The sequence below is a fragment of the Bradyrhizobium sp. CB2312 genome, from assembly GCF_029714425.1.
In the GTDB taxonomy this organism is placed as follows: Bacteria; Pseudomonadota; Alphaproteobacteria; order Rhizobiales; family Xanthobacteraceae; genus Bradyrhizobium.
Window position 1 is genome coordinate 1,338,084 of record NZ_CP121668.1, and the last position, 21,449, is coordinate 1,359,532.

Sequence of the window (21,449 nt, forward strand, 5' to 3'; positions counted from 1 at the left end):
TAGGCGCTGTAATGAAGGATGGGCTTAGAAGCCGCCCATGCCACCGCCGGCGGGCATCGCGGGCGCGGCTTCCTTCTTCGGCATCTCGGCGACCATGGCCTCGGTCGTCACCAGCAGGCCGGCCACGGAGGAGGCGTCCTGCAGCGCGGTGCGAACCACCTTGGCGGGATCGATGATGCCCTTCTCGATCATGTCGACATAGTCCTCGGTCTGGGCGTCGAAGCCGAAGGTCTCGGACTTGTTTTCCAGGATCTTGCCGACCACGATCGAGCCCTCAACGCCGGCATTCTCCGAGATCTGGCGGATCGGAGCTTCCAGCGCCTTCAGCACGATGTTGATGCCGGCCTGGACGTCGGCATTGGCGTTGGTGAGACGGCCGACTGCCTTCTTGGCGCGCAGCAGCGTGACGCCGCCGCCGGGGACGATGCCTTCCTGCACCGCGGCGCGGGTGGCGTTGAGCGCGTCCTCGACGCGGTCCTTCTTCTCCTTGACCTCGATCTCGGTGGCGCCGCCGACGCGGATCACCGCGACGCCGCCGGCGAGCTTGGCAAGGCGCTCCTGGAGCTTCTCACGGTCGTAGTCCGAGGTGGTCTCCTCGATCTGGGCCTTGATCTGGCCGACGCGGGCCTCGATGTCGGGCTTCTTGCCGGCGCCGTTGACGATCGTGGTGTTCTCCTTGTCGATCACCACCTTCTTGGCGCGGCCGAGCATCTTCACCGTGACGTTCTCGAGCTTCATGCCGAGATCTTCGGAGATCAACTGACCACCGGTCAGGATTGCGAGGTCTTCAAGCATGGCCTTGCGGCGATCACCGAAGCCCGGCGCCTTGACGGCGGCAACCTTGAGGCCGCCACGCAGGCGGTTGACGACCAAGGTCGCCAGCGCCTCGCCCTCGACGTCCTCGGCGATGATGACGAGCGGCTTGCCCGACTGCACCACGGCTTCGAGCACAGGCAGCATGGCCTGCAGGCCGGACAGCTTCTTCTCGTGCAGGAGGATGTAGGCGTCCTCGAGCTCGGCGGTCATCTTCTCGGGGTTGGTGACGAAGTACGGGCTGAGATAGCCGCGGTCGAACTTCATGCCCTCGACGATGTCGACTTCGGTGTCGAGCGACTTGTTTTCCTCGACGGTGATGACACCCTCGTTGCCGACCTTCTGCATCGCCTGGGCGATCATCTTGCCGATGGCGGCATCGCCGTTGGCCGAGATGGTGCCAACCTGGGCGACCTCGGAGGAGGCGGCGACGGGCTTCGCGCGCTTCTCGATGTCCTTGACCACGGCCAGGACGGCGCTGTCGATGCCGCGCTTGAGGTCCATCGGGTTCATGCCGGCGGCAACCGCCTTGGCGCCTTCGCGCACGATGGCCTGGGCCAGCACGGTCGCGGTGGTGGTGCCGTCGCCGGCGAGGTCGTTGGTCTTGGAGGCGACCTCACGCACCATCTGGGCGCCCATGTTCTCGAACTTGTCCTCGAGCTCGATCTCCTTGGCGACGGTGACGCCGTCCTTGGTGATGCGCGGCGCGCCGAAGCTCTTCTCGATGACGACGTTGCGGCCCTTCGGGCCGAGCGTCACCTTGACGGCGTTGGCGAGAATGTCGACGCCGCGCAGCATGCGATCGCGCGCGTCTCCGGAGAATTTGACGTCCTTGGCAGCCATGGTCTGCAGTCCCTCGTGTTGCGTGATGTGTCTTGGTTCGTGCTGTGCGGCGGAATGATGGATGCCCGGATCGCGCGATCCGGGCATGACATTCAGCGGCCGTTCAGGCGGATGGCCTTAGGCCAGCACGCCCATGATGTCCGACTCCTTCATGATCAGGAGCTCTTCGTTGTCGATCTTGACCTCGGTGCCCGACCACTTGCCGAACAGGACGCGGTCGCCCGCCTTGAGGTCGATCGGAATCAGCTTGCCGGTCTCGTCGCGGCCGCCGGGGCCGACGGCAACGACCTCGCCCTGGGACGGCTTTTCCTTGGCGGTGTCCGGAATGATGATGCCGCCCTTGGTCTTTTCCTCGGCGTCGATACGTTTGACCACGACACGGTCATGCAGCGGACGAAATTTGGATTTAGCCATGACGTTTCCCTTTGGAGGCTCGCTTCGGAAGTAGTGAATTCGGTGGGGCGGCGCTACCGTTCCTCCTCTTCCCGAGGATCGAACGGCGCGCTTAGCAATCGGGCTTTCCGAGTGCTAAGAGTGGCCCGGGAATATGGCTTGGCCGCGATCCTGTCAAGCAAAGGTGGTTAAGCGATTGGTGAGGCGGATATAGGATGGTGGCATTAGAAACTTGGTCGGGGCGCCCGCGTATTAAAGGACGTCATTGCCCCGGCGGCAGTTTTGCGCTTGGCTGCGGGAGGGGTGCGGCCATGGTCTTGTTCGGGGGAATGCCATGATCAAATCAGCTCGCGCGCGCACGGTCGCCAATCTGGCCGCTGCCTCTGGCCTGGCGTTGCTGCTTGGCGCCTGCGGCGGCGGCATGAGCCTGCCGTCGTTCTCGTCCTCCCAGCCGGCACCCGAGGCCGAGCCCGGCGCCGGTCCTGAAATGCCGGCGAGCATCCGTGCCGACGAAATCGTCGGCCGCTGGGGTCTCGCCTCGTTCCAGAACCCGGCCGACCGCGCCCGCACCGAGGCTGCGGCGAGGGCCCAGTGCAAGAACCCCTACGTGATCACCGCCGGCTCCTCCGGTGGCGTGATCATGCATCTGGCCGACCAGGCCACCCCGCAGGAGCTGCGGCTGAAGGGCTCGCCCAGCGGCAAGAACTATATCGGACCGGCCGGCCCGACCCCCGGCGAGCAGGACCGCGAGATCGTCTCGTTCGACGGCCGCGTCCTGATCACCCGCTTCATCGACAAGGACGCCGCCACCCGCTACGGCAACATGGTCTACGTCCGCTGCGCGCCACGGGCGTAGTCTCTCTTCCTCTTCGTCATGCCCCGCGAAAGCGGGGCATCCAGTACGCCGCGGCCTCTCGATTCAATCACTGCCGTCTCTGGAATACTGGATCGCCCGGTCTTCGCCGGGCGATGACAGCGGGGGACGCCGCCAAAAACAAAAACGCCGGCCCCTGGGCCGGCGTTTTGCTTTGTCCGTGTCTCGCGCGCTCAGTCGAACAGCGCGTCGATGTCGTCCTGCGAGGCGTGGCCGACGTCGCCGGCGAGCTTCGGGCCGTTGAGGAGCTTCTCGTCGTCGCTGCGCTGATCGACCGGCGCCGGCACATGGGCCTTGATCGCGTCGACGCCGCCCCAGATGTCCATCATCGCATTGATGTGCTGCTCGATGAACTTCATCGTGGTCATGACCTTGCTGATGCGCTGGCCGGTCAGGTCCTGGAAGTTGCAGGCTTCGAAGATCGAGATGACGCGTTCCTGGATGTCGTCGGCGAGGCGCTTCTGCTGGTCGGCCGAGTCCACCTTGGACATCGCGCTGGCGGCCTGGTCGATCGACTCGGCGGCTTCGAGGATCTGCTGGGTCGCCTGCTCGGTGCCGCCGACGACCGCGCCGAGCTCGCCATTGACCTTGGCCATCTCGCCGCCGTCGAAGCTCTTGCCGTGCAGCGTCGCGATTTCGCGCTTGGTGCGGTCGATGGCGTCGTGGATCAGGTCGAGCTCGACCTTCAGCTTCTCGCACTGCTCGATCTGCGCCCGGTAGGTCTCGAGCATGGTGCGGGCTTCGGACAGTTCGTGGGCCGTGGACGCGTCGATCGCCGCCATGGCCGCGCTGCCGGACAGCGGGGCAGCCACAACGCCCTTCGCCATCTGTGCGCGGATCGCGCGCAACTCCGCCATGATCTCGCTATGCATCGGGCCTGCCTCTTCGGTTACGTCAAGAATCGGCATCTCGCCACCGACGATATCTTCGACGCGAAAACGTTTGCGGTGAACAGCCATCAGGATACTCCCCCCACCTCACTCACGCGTCTTTGTAGGCAGAAGCGATTTAACACGAAGTTCACAGCCGGAACTGTGTTTGCAGACGCGCGCGACGGCGCGCAAAGACGCGATTAACCATGCGTGCGCGGCATTCATCGAAAATAAACGCTGATCGCCAAATTGCAGCCCCGTGTACGACGTGGTGAATCGAAACGCCCTTTCCGTTTACCAAACAAAACGGCTTTTGCTCTTTATTGACCACGTCGAGGAGCGCGATCAGCCATCAGCTCTCCATGACGCAAATGATCTAGACGAAACAGTACAGAGTACGTCGATGTTCAAGAAAATGTCTGTCGCGCTGCTCGGCAGCGCTTGCTCCTTCATGGCCGGCGCGAACAGCGCGAGCGCCTTCGACAACACGGTGCCGAACGACCCTCCTGCGGTGCTCTACGCCCCGCAGGTGCCCCCCGCGCCGGTGCGCGTTGCCTCCAATTCGAACATGGGCGGCGGCTTCATCGAGTTCCTGTTCGGCGATGGTCCTGGCCGCGGCCCGGCCTACGCGCCGCAAGCGCCGGTCTATCAGCAGCAGCCCGGCTATTACGACCAGCGCCGCCTGCCGCCGATGGGCGAGCCGCAGATGCAGGGCGGATATCAGCAGGGCGCGCTCCAGCAGGAAGCGATCGATCCGCGGCAGCGTCCGTTCGATCCGAGATTCGAGAAACAGATCGTTGACTATAGCGGCAAGGAAAGTGCCGGCACGATCGTGGTCGATACGCCGAACAAGTTCCTCTATCTCGTCGAGGGCAACGGCAAGGCGATGCGCTACGGCATCGGCGTCGGCCGTCCCGGCTTCACCTGGTCCGGCGTCAAGTCGATCACGGCAAAACGCGAATGGCCGGACTGGACGCCGCCGGCGGAAATGATCGCGCGCCGTCCGGATCTGCCCCGGCACATGGAAGGCGGCCCGGAGAATCCGCTCGGCGCCCGCGCGATGTATCTCGGCTCGACGCTCTACCGCATCCACGGCTCCAACGAGCCCTGGACCATCGGCACCAACGTCTCCTCCGGCTGCATCCGCATGCGCAACGAGGACGTCATCGACCTCTACGGCCGCGTCAACGTCGGCACCAGGGTCGTGGTGATGTGAGCTCTCTTAAGCTTCTCGCCTTGCGGGAGAGGGGGCATCGCAAAGCGAAGCCGGGAAGAGGCGAGCGTCTGACGTTCGAGATGAAAACGGCCGCCTCCCGGGCGGCCGTTCTTGTTTGTCACGCTATCGGGCAGCCTCACGCGTAATCGCTGCCGCCGTCGTCACCGCCGCCGAAATCGCTGTCGTCGGCCATGTCCATGTTGCCGTCGTCGTGATCGTCGTCGTAATTCTGGTCGTTGTTGTCGCGATCGTTCGAGGCCTGGTCGGAGAAGCCCTGACGGGAGTCGCGGCTCAAGCCGATGTCGCCGAGGCCAGCATCGCGCGCGAGCGAGCCGCCGGACTGATCGCCACTACCACCCCACGGACCGCCACCACCGCGTTCCTCGATGATGGTGGTGTCGCCGAAGGCCTGCTGGTGCCCTCCGCCCATCATGCCGCGGATGCTGGAGAGCAGCAGCGAGCCGCCGACGACGCCGGCCGCGGCTGCCGCGGCCGTGCCGAGGAACGAGCCGCCGCCACCGCCGACCGGCGGGGCGCCATAGCCCGGAGCTTGGCCCTGACCCGGACCTTGTCCGTAAGCCTGACCATAAGGCGGCTGGCCGTAGCCCGGCTGGGTCTGGGGCATCGCCTGGCCGGTGTTCCAGACCGGCCGCTGCTCACGCGGCGGCACGTTCGGAACCGAGCCGCGAGACTGGCTTCCGCCGAACAGCGTGTCGCGCATGGTGTCCAGGAAGCCGCCGGACTGCTGCTGCTGCTCGGGCGCATGGGCCGCTTCCAGCTCCTGGATGCGGTTATGGGCGCGCTTCAGCGCTTCGTCCTGCAACAACGTGGTCTGCACCAGGGCGTAGACCCCGCCGGGGGCCTTGCGCAGGCCGTCGGAGATCGCGGTGATCGCGTCGGGATCACGCGGTGCATTTTCCAGTTTCGAAAGCCGGTCGAAAAGCTCGTCAACGAGCTGGCGTTCCTGCGGCGTCATGATCAGTCTCCCTCGCGCAAACCAAGCGCGAGCAAGATGTAGGGTTCCATTGTGGCCCCAACAGTGCCGGCCATATTAAATTTCGGTATGCGACAAGCTGACCCGCGGCTTGTTTTTGGCCGGGTTCATCCCAGCGTGACGCCACTGTCCGCCAGCAGGCGCGCAAAGGCATCGCTGGCAAGATATGCGTGCTCGCGCTCGCGGACATCGGTCATCGGATCGAGGCCGGTGAGGACGTCATCGACGAAACCGGGATGACACATCACGAGGCCGCCGTCGGGGAGGCCCTGAAGGAATTGCCGCATCAACGCGCCGAAATCGGTAGCGCGCGTGAAATCATAGGCGCCGGCAAAACCCGGATTGAAGCCGAGGCCGGCGCTACCCGCCCGGCGGCGGAATTGCGCGCTGAGGATGTCGAGCACCATGGCCTTCGGTGAGGCCAGCCGCTGGGCAAGCGGCAGGTCGCGGCCGCCCTGGCGCACCCAGGCGTTCGGCGCGCCCTCGCTGACGGCATCGACAAAGCCGTCGCGCACTTGCGGAAAGAGTTGCACATGCTGGTGGCCGTCGACGAAGTCCGGCGCGCGGCCGAACGCTTCCACGAAGGCCATCAGCTGCGCCTTCACCTCGTTGCGAAAGAATTCGCGGTCGAGCCGGCGCGCAAGGCCAGCTCGCAGCAGCTTTGGAAATGGCATGAACATGTCGCCGTCGAGCGGGCGGAAATGCATGGTCAGCGGCCGGAACGGCGCCGACAGCGTCACGTGCAGTCCGATCGCGCCGCGCGGGTTCGCCTTCACGGAGGCCTGGAGCGCCTCGACCTCGCTGCGTTCGATCGCGGGGCCGACCATCATCACCGAGGTTGCGTTGAGACGGCCGCGTTCGATCAGGTCGCGGATGGCGCGGTTGACGCCGGGGCTGATGCCGTAATCGTCGGCGCAGAGCCAGATCCGCCGCAGGCTCGCGGCCGCGCTCATTCGGCCGCGGTCCTCTTGGCGGCGTCATCGGCCTCGAAATGCTTTTCGCTGTGCTCGGCGACGAAGTAGATCGGGCGCGCCTTCAGCTCGGAAAGGATCTTGCCGATATATTCGCCGACGATGCCGATCATGATCAGCTGCACGCCGCCGATCGTCATCAGGCCGACCACGAGCGAGGGATAGCCGGGGACCTGCTTGCCTGTCGTGAAGACCTCCCAGAGGATCGACAGGCCAAACAGAAAGGCGATGCCGGCGAGGATGACGCCGAGCAGGCTGGCGAAGCGCAGCGGCGCCACCGAGAACGAGGTCAGCCCTTCGATCGACAGGCCGAGCAGCCGCGCGGCGTTGAAGGTGGTGACGCCATGGGCCCGCGGCGCCGGCTCGTAATCGACGCGGATCTGGCGGAAGCCGATCCAGCTGGCGAGGCCCTTGAAGAAGCGGTTGCGCTCCGGCAGCTGCCGCAGCGCCGTGACCGCGCGCGGCGAGAGCAGGCGGAAGTCGCCGGCGTCCTCCGGGATCTTCTGGCGTGCGCCCCAGTTGATCAGCGCGTAGAAGCCATGCACGGCGAGCCGGCGCAGGAAGGTCTCGTTGTCGCGATGCGCCTTGGCGGTATAGACGACGTCGTAGCCGTCATCGATCCAGTGCCGCACCAGCTGCTCGACGAGAGCAGGGGGGTGCTGGCCGTCGCCGTCCATGAACATCACGGCGCCGAGCCGGGCGTGGTCGAGGCCGGCCATCAGCGCCGCCTCCTTGCCGAAATTGCGCGACAGCGACACCACCTGGATGTCGATCGCATCGGCCGGCAGGCTGCGTGCGATCGACAGCGTCGCATCCGCGCTGCCGTCGTCGACATAGACGACCTCGCAGGACAGCCGATAGCGCTGCCGCAGGGTCCTGGAGAGATCGCAGATGCGCTGGTGCAGGGCGGAAAGGCCCGCCGCCTCGTTATAGACGGGGACGACAATCGACAGCCCTTTTGCGGCGGCATTCGCTGCGGTGGTCGTCAGGGCGGAAACATCAGAGCCCAGCGTCATCGATCAAGGTTCCAGAGGCGTTCAAGGTCATCGGAGCAGCATATGGTAGCTGCCGTTTGCTGTCGCTACGCTGAACGGACCTGGGGCTCACTGCCGCAGGAACGCCTCGAGCCTGGCGAACAGCGGGTTTTCCCGGTCGAACACATAGTCGAGCGAGACCACCGAGACGGTCTCGGCGCCATGCTCGCGCAGGAAGCTGGCGAGCGCATAGAGCTGGCCCGGCGGGCAGTGCAGCGTCAGCATACCTGACGAGGTCGGGCCGCCGAACGGGGCTTCGACGCCGAACCGGCTGTGGGCCTCGCCGAGCAGGGCGTCGTCGCACTGGCGGAAGCGGGTCCGAACCTCGCGGTATTTGTTGGCCCGCGCTCTTGCGGCGATGTGATCGAGGATGACGCGCGCGGTCTCGCGCGCCTGCGGCGACCAGTCGGCGTCTTTTGACGCCACAAGATTGGCCTGGCTGCGCAGGATCACGCCGTCATCGAGAACCCGCAAGCCGTTGGCGGCAAGCGTCGCGCCGGTGGTGGTGATGTCCACGATCAGTTCGGCGCTGCCCGCCGCCGGCGCGCCTTCGGTCGCGCCCGCGCTTTCGACGATGCGGTAGTCGGTGATGCCGTGGTTCTGGAAGAAGGCGCGGGTGAGGTTGATGAACTTGGTCGCGACCCGCATTCGCATGTGATGCTGCTCGCGGAAGCCGGTGGTGACGTCGTCGAGGTCGGCCATGGTGCGCACGTCGATCCAGGCCTGCGGCACCGCGACGACGACGTCGGCATAGCCGAAGCCAAGCCCTTCGATCAGCGACACGCGCTTGTCGGCGTCCGCGATGTTCTCGCGTACCAGGTCCTCGCCGGTGACGCCGAGATGCGCGAAGCCGCGCGACAGCTGTGCGGCGATCTCGCTGGCCGAGAGGTAGGCGACCTCGACATTGTCGAGGCCCGCAATGGTGCCGCGATAATCGCGGGCGCCGCCGGCCTTCGACAGCTTGAGCCCGGCGCGGGCGAAGAACGCCTCGGTGTTTTCCTGCAGGCGGCCCTTGGAGGGAACGGCCAGAACGAACGGCGCGCTCATGACTTAAGCTCCCACCTTGCGGCCGATCTGGCTCAGCGCATCGATCCAGACCGAGAACCCGACCGCGGGGATCGGCTCGGCCGATCCAAGCTGGGTCATCAGCCCGTCATAGCGGCCGCCGGCGACCAGCGGCTCGGCGCCGTTGCCGCGGTGATGCAGCTCGAATTCGAAGCCGGTGTAATAGTCGAGGCCGCGCCCGAACGCGGTCGAGAAGCGTGTCTGCTTCACGTCGATGCCGCGCGCCGCCATGAAGCCGACCCGGCTCTCGAACTGGTCGATTGCGGCAGCCAGATCGAGCTTCGCATCAAGCGTGAGCGCGCGCAGCGCGGCGATGGCGTCGTCCGGATTGCCTGATATCGACAGGAAGCGCTTGAGCACGGCGATCGCCTCGCGCGGCAGCGCGCCGCCCTTCAGCGTCGATTGCTCCAGGAAACGATCAGCGATCTCCGCCGTGGTGCGGCCGCCGACATTGGTGGTGCCGGCGATCGACATCAGATCGGTGACGAAGGCCAGCGCCGCCTTGCGATCGGAGCCGGCGAGTGCGGCGAGCACGCCCTCATATTCGCTGCGGGTCGCGGTGGCCGCGGCCGCCAGCTTCTCCAGATCTTTCTCCAGACTGATCTTGCGGTTGAAATCCTTGACCAGGCGGCGGCGCCAGACCGGAAAAAGATTCAGCGCGTCGAGCAGCGCATTGAACAGCGCGACGTCGCCGGTGCGGATCTCGACGTCGCGGACGCCGAAGGCGCTGGTCGCTTCCAGCGCCAGCGCCAGCATTTCGGCATCGGCCGCGGCGCGGTCCTGACGGCCGAATGATTCGATGCCGGCCTGAAGGAATTCGCTGGCCTGGCCGCTGCGGTAGCGGAACACCGGACCGAGATAGCTGAATCCGGCCGGCTGGCCGGCGCGGCTAGATGCGAGGTAGTCGCGGGCGACCGGAATGGTGAGGTCCGGGCGCAGGCAGAGCTCCTCGCCGGAGAGGTCCGTGGTCAGGTACAGGCTCTTGCGGATGTCCTCGCCGGACAGATCCAGGAACGGCTCGGCCGGTTGCAGGATCGCCGGCTCGGCCCTGACATAGCCGGCCTGCGCGAACGACAAGAGCAGCGTATCCGCCCAGGCGGCGGAGCCGGCAGCATTTGAGGTGGCAGTCGCGGTCATCTCAGGGTCCATCGTCCCGGTAGAACCGGGCAGGGCAAGGGGAGGCGAATTGGCGCAGCCCTTAGCATGGCCCGAAAGCGGTTTCGACCTCCAATGGATCAATCCCTTAACGGCTTTGGAGCGGGGAGGCCGCAATCTCGCGGAAAGTACTTCAGGTATTTTAATACCTCGGAAACGCGAGGTGTGGCTTTCACTTGGTTTGGCCAGGGACGTCTATGCACACGTCATCGGTGGAAGCGAAGCCAAGTACTGCTGCTTCGAGCGCAGCGTGATCTGCGAACTGCTCGGTCAGCTTGAGAATTCTGCGCCTTTTGGCCCGGGTCCCTTATGCCGAGAAACCGCTTGATGAGTCTGAGTTCCTCGCGCCGCCGCACCCGAGCGACAGTCTCATTGCTGGTCGCTGATTTCGTCCGCCGCATGCGACTCCCTGCAGCAACCGCAGGGCTCGACGTCACATTGAGAAATTGAGCGCGGTGGGCAAGTCGTCGCATACTCATTTTGGGTATGGCGGATCAACCGTTTGCTGCCGCCTTCGTTTACAGTGTGAACATTGGTTTCCGATTCATGCGCAATGCTCCAGATGTTATCCGGGCGGTCTCGCGGCATACGTTGGCCTATATGCTGTTCTCGATCAGCGAGATGTTCCGGCATTACGACGAGTTCGATCCGCTGGACCTTCTGATCGTTCATGCAATTCTCAACGCGAACGTCATCAATGTGATGAACGACCCGTCGCTGGACGAGAGCTTCTCCAGCATTCATGCGGTCGAGCCTGATGCGATCAAGCAAGGTGTGTCGCGGGCGGCGCTCTCTCGCTTCCTCAGCCTGCCGCTCGAGACAGTTCGCCGTCGCGTGACAGGACTTAAGAGGCGAAAGATTCTCGCCGAGACCAAGGCCGGGCTCATCGTGACCGAGCAGAACGCTTTCAGGTTTGGAAACAATCACGAACTGCAGAAGACCAATATGTTGTTCCTGACCAAGCTGCTTCGCGATCTCAAGCGCGCCGGCATCAACGGGCCGGACGATCTGCGCGTCCGCAAGGGCGCTGCATCCACGAGGAAGGCGAAATAAGCGGTAGGATATGGATCGAAGCCGTCTCAACATCGCTCGCGACGGAGCGCAAAAAGTAGCGGCGAACGGGGTGCTGTCGTTCCAGGGGCTGCGGCCATCCTCAGCCCTCGAGCTTCAATCGTACGACTTCGATCATTTCGGCGAAACCGAGCGATATGCCGGCGCATCCAGCATGCCGTTGTCTGCCGGGACAACTGCCATCATGCGCGCCAGGCTCAGCCTGCCAAACATGACCCTCTCGCTGGTGAGGACCTTCCCGCGGATCATTCGCGGTTATGACCTGGCCCATGCCGTCGCCGTGGTGGTTCCGATGGATCATGTGACCGCGACCCGGATCAACGGGCAGACGATTGGCAGCTCGATCGTGATTCTAAAGGGGGTGTCCGACTGCCTGGTCTATGAGCCCGCGGGGCGCCTGATAGGTGTTGCGTATTTCAGTCCGCCCGGGCGCGAATCTTGGGCACAACTAAGCGACGGCTATCACCTGCTGAATACGGCACCTTGCATGCTCGCCGCTCTGCGCGGCTTGATCTCCGCGACGCTTGAAACCGCAGCCTATGATCCAGATTTCCCGGACGAGCCAGCCTCGCGAGGCGTCGTCGAGCAATCGCTATTCGGCGCCATCGATGCCGCAATCCGGACCGGCGTGAACAGTGCGCCTGTCCCATCCTTGACGAATCGCTATCGGCGGATCGTCGTGGACATGGAAGAGTCGATCCGGCGCAATCTGATGATCTGGCCCAAGACCACCGAACTGGCAGAGCAGATGGGCGTGTCTGTGCGGACTCTCCAGAGTGCGACGCTGGCCATCTGCGGCATGAGCCCGAATCGCTACAGCCGGGTCTTGCGCCTTTGGTCGGTGCGCAAGCAGCTGCGTGTCGGCCCGGCAGCGCGCAGTGTGAAGTCCTGCGCGATTGCGCATGGTTTCTGGCATCTCAGCGAGTTCGCGGCGAGCTACAGGGCAGCATTCGGAGAACTGCCGTCCGAGACCCTGCACCGGTCGCTGCGAGGGGAATAGGCTGGCGGCCGCAACTCACTTCGACTTCAGCGCATCAGGTGCTAGTCCCCGCCGCCGCCCCAATCGCCCAGCACCGCCTGCACCAGCGCCAGCGCCGCCACGGCGGCGGTGTCCGCCCGCATGATCCGGGGGCCCAGGGCCAGCCGGAGGATCTTGGGCTGCCGCAGCAGCAATGCCCGCTCTTCCTCGGCAAAGCCGCCTTCGGGGCCGATCAGCACGTCGATCCCCTGGCCCGCGGCCTGCCGCGCGTTTTGCAGGCTCCGGACGGAATTTTGGACATCTGCCGCCTCGTCGCAAAAGATCAGCAGCCGGTCGGCGGGGCGCTGGCTCAGGTAGCGCTCCAGCGGCACCGGCTCGGCGACGGTGGCGATGCTGAGGATGCCGCATTGCTCGGCCGCCTCGACGACATTGGCGCGCATCCGCTCGGTATTGACCCGGGAGGCCTGGCTGAACCGGGTCAGGACCGGTTGCAGCGTCGCGGCCCCCATCTCGATGGCCTTCTGGACCATGTAGTCGAGCCGGGCATGCTTGAGCGGGGCGAAGACGTAAGCGAGGTCGGCCAGCCGGTCCTGGGGTCGGGTCTGCTGCAAGATCACCAGCCCATCCGGCCGCTTGCGGCCCTCGATGGCGGCCTGCCACTCGCCGTCGCGGCCGTTGAAGGCCAAAACCTCGGCCCCGGCGGCCAGCCGCAGCACATTGCCGAGGTAATTGCTCTGGTCGCGGTCGAGCGCGACCTTGGCGTCCTGGGCGAGGGGAGCGTCGACGAACAGGCGGGGGGCGCGGAAATCGTGGGAGGGCATGGTCCAAAGGTCCGATTTGCCGGCGTTCTTAACCGAAAGCAGCACTTTCGGGGGTAAATATCGCCAAATTGGTGCGTCCCGACGCCGCGCTCTTGCCCTATTCGACGGGTTGTTAAGGGCCGGCGGGAATCGTAAAAACGCGAGCACGCTGGTTGCGCTTCAATTGGGAAGACGCCGAACCCCGTAAGCTCCTGCCGGAGAGACTATCTTGATGATCCGTCATTTGATGGTTCCGATCACTGCCGCCATGGTCAGCCTGGGCGCCGCGGGCGCCTATGCGCAAAGCGCCTTCCCGGCGCCGCTGCCGAACCAGGCCGCCAGCAGCTCGGCCTTTCCGCCCGTGAATGGCTCGGCCCCGACCGCTTCTGTCGGCGCGGCACCGCAATCCTCGTTTCCCGTGAATGGCGCTGCGCCCGTCGGCGGCGCCGGCGCCTTCAGCGCCGCTCCGCCGACGCAGGCCGGTCCCGGCGAGGACTGCATGAAGGCCTTCATTCCTCTGCGCGAGGAGGCCGAGAAGCGCGGCAAGTTGATCAAGGCCGCGAGCGACCGTCACGCTCAGCCGGACGAGGCCTGCAAGCTGATTCGCAATTTCAGCCAGGCCGAAACGAAGATGATCAAGTACATCGAGACCAACGCGGCGAAGTGCGGAATCCCGCCGCAGGTCGGCGCGCAGATGAAGGATGGCCACAAGAACACCGAGGCCATGGCGACGAAGGTCTGTAACGTTGCGCAGCAGATGCAGAACCAGCCGCGCGGTCCGGCCGGCCCGTCGCTGAGCGAGGTGCTGGGGTCGGGCTCGGCGCCTGAAGCCAACGCCGGCAAGAAGGGCGGCAGCACCTTCGACACGCTCAACGGCAACGTCCTCACCCGATGAGCGACACATCCGCCCGTGTTGCCGATTCCACCGGCAACTGGGTCGATACGCTCGCGCCACGATGGGCGCGACCTTACTTGCGCCTGTCCCGCTTCGATCGTCCGATCGGCTCCTGGCTCTTGTTGATGCCGTGCTGGTGGTCCGCGGCGCTCGCGAGCGGCATGGCACACGACATCCGCCGCCTGCCGCTCACCATTGTGCTGTTCTTCATTGGCGCCTTTGCGATGCGCGGGGCAGGCTGCGCCTGGAACGACATCACCGATCGCGACCTCGACGCCAGGGTCGAGCGCACCCGCTCGCGGCCGCTGCCCGCGGGACAAATCACCGTGAAGCAGGCGCTGGCCTTCCTGGTCGCGCTGGCGCTGGTCGGCCTCGTCGTGCTGCTCCAGTTCAACCGCTTTGCCGTCCTGACCGGCATCGCCTCGCTCGTGGTCGTCGCCGTCTATCCCTTCATGAAGCGCGTCACCTGGTGGCCGCAGGTCTTTCTCGGGCTCGCCTTCTCCTGGGGCGCGCTGATGGGCTTTGCCGTCACCTTCGGACGCATCGATGTCACCGCGCTGGTGCTCTATGCCGGGTCGATCGCCTGGGTGATCGGCTACGACACGATCTATGCGCATCAGGATGCCGAGGACGACGCGCTGATCGGCGTCAAATCCACTGCGCGACTGTTCGGCGCGCACACCCACCAGGCCTTGATCCTGTTCTACGGTCTCGCGGTGGTGCTGATCGGTGTCGCACTGGCATCAGGCGATGTGCGCTGGCCGGCATGGCTCGGGCTTATGGCCTTTGCGGCGCATCTCGCCTTTCAGATCGCGCGGCTGAATATCCACGATCCGGCGCTGTGCCTACGCCTGTTCAAGTCGAACCGCGATGCGGGCCTGCTGCTGTTCGCGGGATTGCTGGCCGACGCCGTCATGAGGGCGGCGTAGGCCTCGTAGGGTGGGCAAAGGCGCCCTTGCGCCGTGCCCACGATCTTTCTCAATTCGATGGAGGAGGTGGGCACGCTTTCGCTTTGCCCACCTACGGCACCTGTGATGGCCGTTCAATTCCGCGCGATGATCTCGCGTTCGCCGTGATGAACCGGCAGTTCGCGCGCGATACCGGTACGGCGACGCATCAAAAATTTCGGACGGCGGGTGCGGATCGCGTTGGCGCGGCGACGGCGGGCTGCGGGCTTGCGCGCGCCTTCGTCTAGCTGCGGCAGCGCGAAGAGCTCGCTCCAGATCGCCCAGGCCTCGTTGAGTTCTTCGCCATCGGCGCTGACCAGCAGCGGAACGGAGAGCGAGGGATCGCGATGCACGAGGACGAGCGCCTGCGCCTCGTCATTGCCGCGCAGCGCGACGCCCACGAAGTCGCTGACGCGCACGTTGATCGCCATCTGCATGCCGCGGACGGCACGGCGCAGCACGACTCGTTCGCGATGAAGCTCGATCTGCCTGGTGTGTCCGTCGGCGCGCGGATCGTGCGCATCGAAGCGGACCGGAAGGGAAAGAGGGTCGAGCCGCAAGGAGCGGCTCGACCCGGCGGGAGCGACCCCGCATGTTGCTGTTTGACGCCTCACGGCTTTCATTCTCCCCGCCGGGATTATGTTCCCGGTCGATGCGAGGACCTTAGCGCGGCCATTTCCGAAACCGCTTAAAAAGGCTGGTTAATCCAACCTCACCGCCGCGCATGATTGACAAGACCTTGGCGCGCATGATTGACGAGACGTTGCCTTGGCCGTGCGAATCTGAGCTTTTTGCGGGCTGAAAGTGCTTGAAGTCCGCACCATTTGGGCACATCTGGTGGTCAGGGCGCCGGTCGCCCCGAAACCTCCCGCGCCCCAACAGGATTTCGTTTGTGAACCCTTCACCAAGCTCGACGCTTTCGCCCCAGGGCTCTTCACAGGGCTCTTCAAAAGCCAATCGCGATCTGTTCGACCAGTCCGCGCTGTCCGATCTCGCACAGCGGCTGGTGGAGGCGGCGAGGCGCGCCGGCGCCGATGCGGCCGATGCGGTCGCGGTGCGCGGCGTCTCGCAGGGCGTCGAGGTGCGCGACGGCCGCGTCGAGGAATCCGAGCGGTCCGAGGGCGACGATGTCGGCCTGCGTGTCCTTGTCGGCCAGCGCCAGGCGGTGGTCTCGACCAACGACGTCAGCGGCGATGCCGTGACCAAGCTTGCGGAACGCGCGGTCGCGATGGCGAAGGTCGCACCATCAGACAAATATGTCGGTCTCGCCGATCCCGCGCTGCTCGCGCGCGATTTCCCCGAGCTCGATCTGCTCGATCCCGATGTGCCCGCAACCTCGGAGCTCGAGCGCCGCGCGCTCGCGGCTGAAGCCGCCGCGCTCGCCGTGAAGGGCGTGACCAAGTCGGGCGGTGCCTCGGCCTCCGCAGGCATGGGCGGCATGGTGCTCGTCACCTCGACCGGCTTCCACGGCTCTTATTTGCGCTCCAGCCAGGGCATCTCGGCCACCGCCATATCAGGCGAAGGCACCGGCATGGAGCGCGACTACGACTTCACCTCGGCGCCGCATGCCTCCGATCTGTTGTCGCCGGAGGTCGTCGGCCGTTCCGCCGGCGAGCGCACGGTGGCGCGCTTCAATCCGCGCAAGGTCGAGACCTGCAAGGTGCCGGTCGTGTTCGACCCGCGCGTCGCCGGCTCGCTGGTCGGCCATCTCGTCGGCGCCATCAACGGCGCCTCGATCGCGCGCAAGACCAGCTTCCTGAAGGACAAGCTCGGCCAGCAGCTGTTCGCCAAGAACATCCGCATCGTCGACGATCCCCTGCGCAAGCGCGGCCTGCGCTCGCAGAGCTTCGATGCCGAAGGCGTCGCGGTGAAGCGGACCGCGCTGGTCGACGAGGGCGTGCTGACGACCTGGCTGCTCGACTGCGCCACCGCGCGCGAGCTCGGCCTTACCACCACCGGCCATGCCCATCGCGGCGTCTCGTCCTCGCCCTCGCCGGGGCCGTACAATCTGCATCTCGAAGCCGGCACACCGACACCAGCGGAATTGATCGCCGACATCAAGCAGGGCTTCTACGTCACCGATTTGATCGGCTCGGGCGTCAACGGCGTCACCGGCGATTACAGCCGTGGCGCCTCCGGCTTCTGGATCGAGAACGGCGAGATCACCTATCCCGTCAGCGAGGTGACGATCGCCGGCCACCTGTTCGAGATCTTCAAGTCGATGCAGCCGGCCAACAATCTGGAGTTCCGCTACGGCATCAATGCGCCGACGGTGCGCATCGAGGGTTTGACGCTTGGCGGACGTTGACGCGCACTCCCTCGAAACCATCCTGACGCGTGATGCGGCGCTGCTGAAAGACACGGTGCGGGAGGCGGGCAGCCTCGCGCATTCGATGTTCCGCACCGAGCTGAAGAAGTGGATCAAGGGCGCGTCCTCGCCGGTCTCGGAAGCCGACATCGCCGTCAACGACCTGCTCGAGGCGCGCCTGCGCTCAGCGACTCCCGGCTATGGCTGGCTGTCGGAGGAGAGTGCCGACGATTCCACGCGGCTGTCGCGGCGGCTGACCTGGGTGGTCGATCCCATCGACGGCACCCGCAACTATCTCAATGGCCATGACGAATGGTGCGTTAGCGTCGCGCTGGTCGAGGATGCCGCGCCGGTGCTGGCCGCGGTGTACGCGCCGGCCAGCGACGAGTTCTTCTTCGCGGCCCGCGGCCAGGGCACCACGCTCAACGGCAAGACCGTTCGGGCAGCGGGCGGATCGGCGCTCGACTTCTCTCGCGTCGCCGGCCCGAAGCCGATGGTCGAGCGACTCAATACCGCCGGCGGCGACATCAGGCTGCATCCGCGAATCGGCTCGCTGGCGCTGCGCCTGTGCCGGGTCGCCGATGGCGTGCTGGATGCGGCTTTTGCGGGCGGCAACAGCCATGATTGGGACCTTGCGGCGGCCGATTTGATCGTGCAGGAAGCGGATGGTAGGATGAGCGACCTCTCCGGAGATCCCATCCTCTATAACCGCCGGGAAGTGGCGCACGGGGTGCTGGTGGCAGCGGGTCGCGATCGTCATGCGAGCATTGTCGCGCATTTTCGAAACCGCCCCTTAGCCTGAAGCGCTTTCGTCGTGCTTGTCGGTCACTGCTTTGCCGGGCAGCCCGTTAGGAACAGAACCCATGCCAGATAGTGCCCCGCAACAATTGCTGCATCTCGTCATCGGCGGAGAGCTCGTCGATCTCGAGCACAACACCTTCAAGAACCTGGACGACGTCGAGATCGTCGGCCTCTATCCGAACTACGCGACTGCCCACGCCGCCTGGCGGGCCAAGGCGCAGAGCACGGTCGACAATGCGCAGATGCGCTATTTCATCGTCCATCTCCACCGGCTGCTCGACCCTACCCAAGAATCGAAGCCGGCGCGTTGAAGAAACTGCTTCGCAATACGCTGCGAAGCAGCTGGTTTCAGCGTGCCGTCGGGATCCTGGCGGCCGAATATCTGCGCTTTGTCTGGCGGACCAACACGTTCACGTTCGAGCCGCCCGACGTCTATGACATCGTCGAACCGCAGATCCCGGCGATCTTCGCGTTCTGGCACGGCCAGCATTTCCTCACCCCGTTCATCAAGAACAAGGACTCCTACAAGGCCAGGGTCCTGATCTCGCGGCACCGCGACGGCGAGTACAACGCGATCGCCGCCGAACGGCTCGGCATCGGCACGATCAGGGGGTCCGGCGACCATGGCGGCGCCTTCCACCGCAAGGGCGGCGTCGGCGCCTTCAAGGAAATGGTGCGCACGCTTGAGGACGGTTGTAATGTCGCGCTGACCGCCGATGTCCCCAAGCGCGCGCGTGTGGCCGGGCTCGGCATCATCATGCTGGCACGGGAATCGGGGCGGCCGATCATGCCTTTCGCGATGGCGACCAGCCGATTCATCCGGCTCAAGAACTGGGACCGCAGCACCATCAATTTGCCATTCGGGCGGGGCGCATTGGTCGGCATCAAGGAAATCCACGTTCCGCCGGACGCCGACGCGGCCATGATGGAAACCCTGCGGCTCGAGCTGGAAGAAACCCTGAACGAGGCGACCCGCCGCGCCTATGCGCAGCTCGGCCGTCCGGGACCCGCAGATGGCTAGTTCGCTTCCGATGACGCTGCGGATGTATCAGCACCTGGCGAGCGGCCTGGTGCCGCTGGCGCCTGCGCTGATCAAGCGGCGGCTGAAGCAGGGCAAGGAGGATCCCGCCCGCGTCGGCGAGCGGCGGGGTCTGTCCCAGGACGTCCGTCCGCATGGTCCGCTGGTCTGGATCCACGGCGCCAGCGTCGGCGAGGTCCTTGCCGCGGCGGCGCTGATCGAGCGCCTGCGCGACCTCAACCTGCGCATCCTGCTCACCTCGGGCACCGTGACCTCTGCGGCCGTCGTCGCAAAGCGCTTTCCGCCCGACGTCATCCATCAATACGTGCCCTATGATTCGCCGCGCTACGTCGCGCGCTTCCTCGACCACTGGAAGCCGTCGCTGGCGCTGTTCATCGAATCCGATCTGTGGCCGAACCTGATCCTGGCGGGGGCGGCGCGCCGGGTGCCGATGGTGCTGATCAACGGGCGGATGTCGCCGCGCTCCTTCCCGCGCTGGCGGCGGATGCACGGCACCATCTCGGCGCTGCTGTCGCGCTTCGACATTTGTCTCGCGCAGTCGAGGACCGATGCCGAGCGTTTCTCCGCGCTCGGCGGCCGCGACGTCGTCACAACAGGCAATCTCAAGCTCGACGTTCCCGCGCCGCCGGCCGATCCCGCGAGGCTGGAGCGGCTGATGGCGATGACGCGCGGGCGTCCCATCATCGTTGCGGCCTCGACCCATCCGGGCGAGGACGACATGCTGGTCGCGGCCCATCGCAGCCTCGTCGGTTTCTTTCCGCAACTTCTCACCGTGATCGTGCCGCGCCATCCGGATCGCGGCTCCTCGATCGCGGGGGTGATCACGGCATCCGGTCTGAAGCCCGCCTTGCGCTCGCGCGAGGAACTGCCGACCGCCGCGACCGACGTCTATGTCGCCGACACCATGGGCGAGCTCGGCCTGTTCTACCGGCTCTCGCCGATCGTCTTCATGGGCGGATCGCTGATCCGCCATGGCGGCCAGAATCCGATCGAGGCGATCAAGCTGGGAGCCGCGATCGTCCATGGCCCGCACGTCTTCAACTTCGCCGACGTCTACGAGGCGCTCGATGCGAGCGGTGGCGCGCGCCAGACCGACACGCAGGAAGCACTGGTCAAGCAGCTCGGCCAGCTCCTGGCCGATCCCACCGTGCGCGACAAGATGCAGCGCGCCGGCGGCGGCGTGGTGGATCAGCTCGGCGGCGCGCTCGACCGCACCATGAGCGCGCTCGAGCCCTATCTGCTGCAGCTGCGGATCGAGATGGGAGCCGCCAATGCGTGAGCCGGCCTTCTGGTACCGGCCACGTTCCCCGAAGTCGCATCTCTTAAGCCCATTGGGCGCGCTCTACGGCGCCATCACCGCACGCCGCATGGCGCGCAAGGGCTTTGACGCCGGCATCCCCGTGATCTGCGTCGGCAATTATCATGTCGGCGGCGCCGGCAAGACGCCGACCGTGCTGGCGCTGACGAAGCTGCTGCGCGAGCTCGGCGAAACGCCGGTGGTGCTGAGCCGCGGCTATGGCGGGCGTTTGACGGGCCCGGTGATGGTCGATCGCGCGCGTCACACGGCCGCCGACATCGGCGACGAGCCGCTGATGATGGTGCGCGACGTCCCCGTCGCGGTCGCGCGCCGCCGTCTCGACGGCGTCGCGCTGGCGAAGTCGCAAGGCGCCACCGTGATCCTGATGGATGACGGCTTCCAGAACCCGCATCTGAAGAAGGATGCGTCGTTGATCGTGATCGACAGCGAGCGCGGCCTCGGCAACGGCAAGGTGTTCCCGGCCGGCCCCTTGCGCGCGCCGCTCAAGGCGCAGCTCGCGCGCACCGATGCGCTGGTGCTGATCGGCGACGGCCATGCCGCGGACGATGTCGCGGCCGAGCTCGAACGGCGCGGCAAGCCGAGGCTGCGCGCACGCTTGACGCCGGATACGGCCTCGGTCGCGCAGCTGTCCGGCAAGTCCGTTTTCGCCTTCGCCGGCATCGGCGATCCCGAGCGCTTCTTCCGCAGCTTGCGCGCCAGCGGCATCGATGTCGCGCGCACGCGCCCGTTTGCCGATCACCACAGGTTTTCCCACGACGAGCTCGTCCTGCTTGCGGCGGACGCCCGGCGCGAGCAGCTCACGCTGGTGACGACGGAAAAGGACCTCGCGCGCCTGCGCGGCCGCAGCGATGTGCCAGGCGGCATCGTGCCGTTCGCCGTGCAGCTCACCTTCGACGATCCGGCAACGCTGCGGCAGCTGATCAGCGATCACCTCTACAAGGCGCGCGAGCGGCTGTTTTCCAGGCGATGATATTGTAGATCGCGTAGTCTCGTAGGGTGGGCAAAGCGCAGCGTGCCCACCATCATCAGAACCATCCGGGTTGAAAGTGAGAGTCGTGGGC

The 21,449-nt window shown here is 65.7% G+C and carries 22 protein-coding genes; 12 read left to right on the forward strand and 10 right to left on the reverse strand.

Annotated elements, in window-relative coordinates:
- Positions 1–24 precede the first annotated feature (24 nt).
- Both groL and QA642_RS06335 read right to left on the reverse strand, forming a co-directional pair.
- Positions 25–1,656: a chaperonin GroEL gene (gene groL / locus QA642_RS06330; RefSeq protein WP_283083895.1), complete on the reverse strand. Its 1,632-nt coding sequence runs from the start codon at positions 1,654–1,656 to the stop codon at positions 25–27.
- Positions 1,657–1,773: 117 nt separating this feature from the next.
- On the reverse strand, positions 1,774–2,070 hold the full coding sequence (locus tag QA642_RS06335) for a co-chaperone GroES (RefSeq protein WP_027546050.1): 297 nt from the start codon (positions 2,068–2,070) through the stop codon (positions 1,774–1,776).
- A gap of 313 nt (positions 2,071–2,383) precedes the next feature.
- Between QA642_RS06335 and QA642_RS06340 the strand changes: the two genes are divergently transcribed.
- Positions 2,384–2,905 carry a hypothetical protein gene (locus QA642_RS06340; RefSeq protein WP_283083896.1) on the forward strand — a complete coding sequence of 174 codons (522 nt, stop codon included), beginning with the start codon at positions 2,384–2,386 and terminating at the stop codon, positions 2,903–2,905.
- A 191-nt stretch (positions 2,906–3,096) separates the two neighbouring features.
- Here QA642_RS06340 and QA642_RS06345 read toward each other — a convergent pair whose 3' ends face one another.
- Entirely contained in the window at positions 3,097–3,882 is a 786-nt protein-coding gene (locus tag QA642_RS06345; RefSeq protein ID WP_283083897.1) for a protein phosphatase CheZ, read from the reverse strand.
- A gap of 316 nt (positions 3,883–4,198) precedes the next feature.
- Between QA642_RS06345 and QA642_RS06350 the strand changes: the two genes are divergently transcribed.
- Positions 4,199–5,011 (forward strand): L,D-transpeptidase, encoded by an 813-nt coding sequence (locus QA642_RS06350; protein ID WP_283083898.1) that lies wholly within the window; start codon positions 4,199–4,201, stop codon positions 5,009–5,011.
- A gap of 136 nt (positions 5,012–5,147) precedes the next feature.
- Here the strand turns inward: QA642_RS06350 and QA642_RS06355 are convergent, their stop codons facing one another.
- From QA642_RS06355 to QA642_RS06375, 5 genes are all read right to left on the reverse strand, one after another.
- The gene (locus QA642_RS06355; protein ID WP_283083899.1) at positions 5,148–5,987 is read right to left on the reverse strand and encodes a DUF2076 domain-containing protein; all 840 of its coding nucleotides are present in this window, start codon (positions 5,985–5,987) and stop codon (positions 5,148–5,150) included.
- 125 nt (positions 5,988–6,112) lie between these two features.
- The gene (locus tag QA642_RS06360) at positions 6,113–6,958 is read right to left on the reverse strand and encodes a ChbG/HpnK family deacetylase (RefSeq protein WP_283083900.1); all 846 of its coding nucleotides are present in this window, start codon (positions 6,956–6,958) and stop codon (positions 6,113–6,115) included.
- Positions 6,955–7,992, reverse strand: a complete 1,038-nt coding sequence (locus QA642_RS06365) for a glycosyltransferase family 2 protein (protein WP_283083901.1) — start codon at positions 7,990–7,992, stop codon at positions 6,955–6,957. Before QA642_RS06365 ends, QA642_RS06360 begins: the two co-directional genes overlap by 4 nt.
- Positions 7,993–8,079: 87 nt before the next feature.
- Positions 8,080–9,057: an ATP phosphoribosyltransferase gene (gene hisG / locus QA642_RS06370; protein ID WP_283083902.1), complete on the reverse strand. Its 978-nt coding sequence runs from the start codon at positions 9,055–9,057 to the stop codon at positions 8,080–8,082.
- 3 nt (positions 9,058–9,060) lie between these two features.
- On the reverse strand, positions 9,061–10,212 hold the full coding sequence (locus QA642_RS06375; RefSeq protein ID WP_283083903.1) for an ATP phosphoribosyltransferase regulatory subunit: 1,152 nt from the start codon (positions 10,210–10,212) through the stop codon (positions 9,061–9,063).
- 504 nt (positions 10,213–10,716) lie between these two features.
- Between QA642_RS06375 and QA642_RS06380 the strand changes: the two genes are divergently transcribed.
- Both QA642_RS06380 and QA642_RS06385 read left to right on the forward strand, forming a co-directional pair.
- Positions 10,717–11,283 carry a hypothetical protein gene (locus QA642_RS06380; protein WP_283086813.1) on the forward strand — a complete coding sequence of 189 codons (567 nt, stop codon included), beginning with the start codon at positions 10,717–10,719 and terminating at the stop codon, positions 11,281–11,283.
- Positions 11,284–11,293: 10 nt separating this feature from the next.
- Complete coding sequence (locus QA642_RS06385) at positions 11,294–12,301, forward strand: helix-turn-helix domain-containing protein (protein ID WP_283083904.1); 1,008 nt, start codon at positions 11,294–11,296, stop codon at positions 12,299–12,301.
- A 41-nt stretch (positions 12,302–12,342) separates the two neighbouring features.
- Here QA642_RS06385 and QA642_RS06390 read toward each other — a convergent pair whose 3' ends face one another.
- Complete coding sequence (locus tag QA642_RS06390) at positions 12,343–13,101, reverse strand: 16S rRNA (uracil(1498)-N(3))-methyltransferase (protein ID WP_283083905.1); 759 nt, start codon at positions 13,099–13,101, stop codon at positions 12,343–12,345.
- Between the two features lie 211 nt (positions 13,102–13,312).
- Between QA642_RS06390 and QA642_RS06395 the strand changes: the two genes are divergently transcribed.
- Together QA642_RS06395 and ubiA are read left to right on the forward strand one after the other, a co-directional pair.
- Positions 13,313–13,975 carry a hypothetical protein gene (locus QA642_RS06395; protein WP_283086814.1) on the forward strand — a complete coding sequence of 221 codons (663 nt, stop codon included), beginning with the start codon at positions 13,313–13,315 and terminating at the stop codon, positions 13,973–13,975.
- Positions 13,972–14,904, forward strand: a complete 933-nt coding sequence (gene ubiA, locus QA642_RS06400) for a 4-hydroxybenzoate octaprenyltransferase (protein ID WP_283083906.1) — start codon at positions 13,972–13,974, stop codon at positions 14,902–14,904. Before QA642_RS06395 ends, ubiA begins: the two co-directional genes overlap by 4 nt.
- Before the next feature lie 113 nt (positions 14,905–15,017).
- On the opposite strand, the gene QA642_RS06405 is transcribed toward ubiA, so the two are convergent.
- Positions 15,018–15,536, reverse strand: coding sequence for a DUF6101 family protein (locus QA642_RS06405; RefSeq protein WP_283083907.1), 519 nt, complete (start codon positions 15,534–15,536; stop codon positions 15,018–15,020).
- Between the two features lie 278 nt (positions 15,537–15,814).
- Here QA642_RS06405 and QA642_RS06410 point away from each other — a divergent pair, with 278 nt between their 5' ends.
- The 6 genes from QA642_RS06410 to lpxK all read left to right on the forward strand — a co-directional run bounded on the left by QA642_RS06410 (position 15,815) and on the right by lpxK (position 21,358).
- On the forward strand, positions 15,815–17,230 hold the full coding sequence (locus QA642_RS06410; protein ID WP_283083908.1) for a TldD/PmbA family protein: 1,416 nt from the start codon (positions 15,815–15,817) through the stop codon (positions 17,228–17,230).
- Positions 17,217–18,032 (forward strand): 3'(2'),5'-bisphosphate nucleotidase CysQ, encoded by an 816-nt coding sequence (locus QA642_RS06415; RefSeq protein ID WP_283083909.1) that lies wholly within the window; start codon positions 17,217–17,219, stop codon positions 18,030–18,032. The genes QA642_RS06410 and QA642_RS06415 overlap by 14 nt, the downstream gene beginning before the upstream one ends.
- Positions 18,033–18,093: 61 nt before the next feature.
- Positions 18,094–18,342: a DUF4170 domain-containing protein gene (locus QA642_RS06420; RefSeq protein WP_283083910.1), complete on the forward strand. Its 249-nt coding sequence runs from the start codon at positions 18,094–18,096 to the stop codon at positions 18,340–18,342.
- A complete protein-coding gene (locus QA642_RS06425) occupies positions 18,339–19,052 on the forward strand; it encodes a lysophospholipid acyltransferase family protein (RefSeq protein ID WP_283083911.1) in 714 nt (237 codons plus the stop codon). Before QA642_RS06420 ends, QA642_RS06425 begins: the two co-directional genes overlap by 4 nt.
- Positions 19,015–20,349 carry a 3-deoxy-D-manno-octulosonic acid transferase gene (locus QA642_RS06430; RefSeq protein WP_283083912.1) on the forward strand — a complete coding sequence of 445 codons (1,335 nt, stop codon included), beginning with the start codon at positions 19,015–19,017 and terminating at the stop codon, positions 20,347–20,349. The genes QA642_RS06425 and QA642_RS06430 overlap by 38 nt, the downstream gene beginning before the upstream one ends.
- Entirely contained in the window at positions 20,342–21,358 is a 1,017-nt protein-coding gene (gene lpxK / locus QA642_RS06435) for a tetraacyldisaccharide 4'-kinase (protein WP_283083913.1), read from the forward strand. The genes QA642_RS06430 and lpxK overlap by 8 nt, the downstream gene beginning before the upstream one ends.
- The last annotated feature ends 91 nt before the right edge of the window (positions 21,359–21,449 follow it).

Bases quoted from the DNA above. Each gene is read 5' to 3' on its own strand.
- groL (WP_283083895.1), bottom strand. From the start codon at position 1,656: ATGGCTGCCAAGGACGTCAAATTCTCCGGAGACGCGCGCGATCGCATG.
- QA642_RS06335 (WP_027546050.1), bottom strand. From the start codon at position 2,070: ATGGCTAAATCCAAATTTCGTCCGCTGCATGACCGTGTCGTGGTCAAA.
- QA642_RS06340 (WP_283083896.1), top strand. From the start codon at position 2,384: ATGATCAAATCAGCTCGCGCGCGCACGGTCGCCAATCTGGCCGCTGCC.
- QA642_RS06345 (WP_283083897.1), bottom strand. From the start codon at position 3,882: ATGGCTGTTCACCGCAAACGTTTTCGCGTCGAAGATATCGTCGGTGGC.
- QA642_RS06350 (WP_283083898.1), top strand. From the start codon at position 4,199: ATGTTCAAGAAAATGTCTGTCGCGCTGCTCGGCAGCGCTTGCTCCTTC.
- QA642_RS06355 (WP_283083899.1), bottom strand. From the start codon at position 5,987: ATGACGCCGCAGGAACGCCAGCTCGTTGACGAGCTTTTCGACCGGCTT.
- QA642_RS06360 (WP_283083900.1), bottom strand. From the start codon at position 6,958: ATGAGCGCGGCCGCGAGCCTGCGGCGGATCTGGCTCTGCGCCGACGAT.
- QA642_RS06365 (WP_283083901.1), bottom strand. From the start codon at position 7,992: ATGACGCTGGGCTCTGATGTTTCCGCCCTGACGACCACCGCAGCGAAT.
- hisG (WP_283083902.1), bottom strand. From the start codon at position 9,057: ATGAGCGCGCCGTTCGTTCTGGCCGTTCCCTCCAAGGGCCGCCTGCAG.
- QA642_RS06375 (WP_283083903.1), bottom strand. From the start codon at position 10,212: ATGACCGCGACTGCCACCTCAAATGCTGCCGGCTCCGCCGCCTGGGCG.
- QA642_RS06380 (WP_283086813.1), top strand. From the start codon at position 10,717: ATGGCGGATCAACCGTTTGCTGCCGCCTTCGTTTACAGTGTGAACATT.
- QA642_RS06385 (WP_283083904.1), top strand. From the start codon at position 11,294: ATGGATCGAAGCCGTCTCAACATCGCTCGCGACGGAGCGCAAAAAGTA.
- QA642_RS06390 (WP_283083905.1), bottom strand. From the start codon at position 13,101: ATGCCCTCCCACGATTTCCGCGCCCCCCGCCTGTTCGTCGACGCTCCC.
- QA642_RS06395 (WP_283086814.1), top strand. From the start codon at position 13,313: ATGATCCGTCATTTGATGGTTCCGATCACTGCCGCCATGGTCAGCCTG.
- ubiA (WP_283083906.1), top strand. From the start codon at position 13,972: ATGAGCGACACATCCGCCCGTGTTGCCGATTCCACCGGCAACTGGGTC.
- QA642_RS06420 (WP_283083910.1), top strand. From the start codon at position 18,094: ATGCCAGATAGTGCCCCGCAACAATTGCTGCATCTCGTCATCGGCGGA.
- QA642_RS06430 (WP_283083912.1), top strand. From the start codon at position 19,015: ATGCGCAGCTCGGCCGTCCGGGACCCGCAGATGGCTAGTTCGCTTCCG.
- lpxK (WP_283083913.1), top strand. From the start codon at position 20,342: ATGCGTGAGCCGGCCTTCTGGTACCGGCCACGTTCCCCGAAGTCGCAT.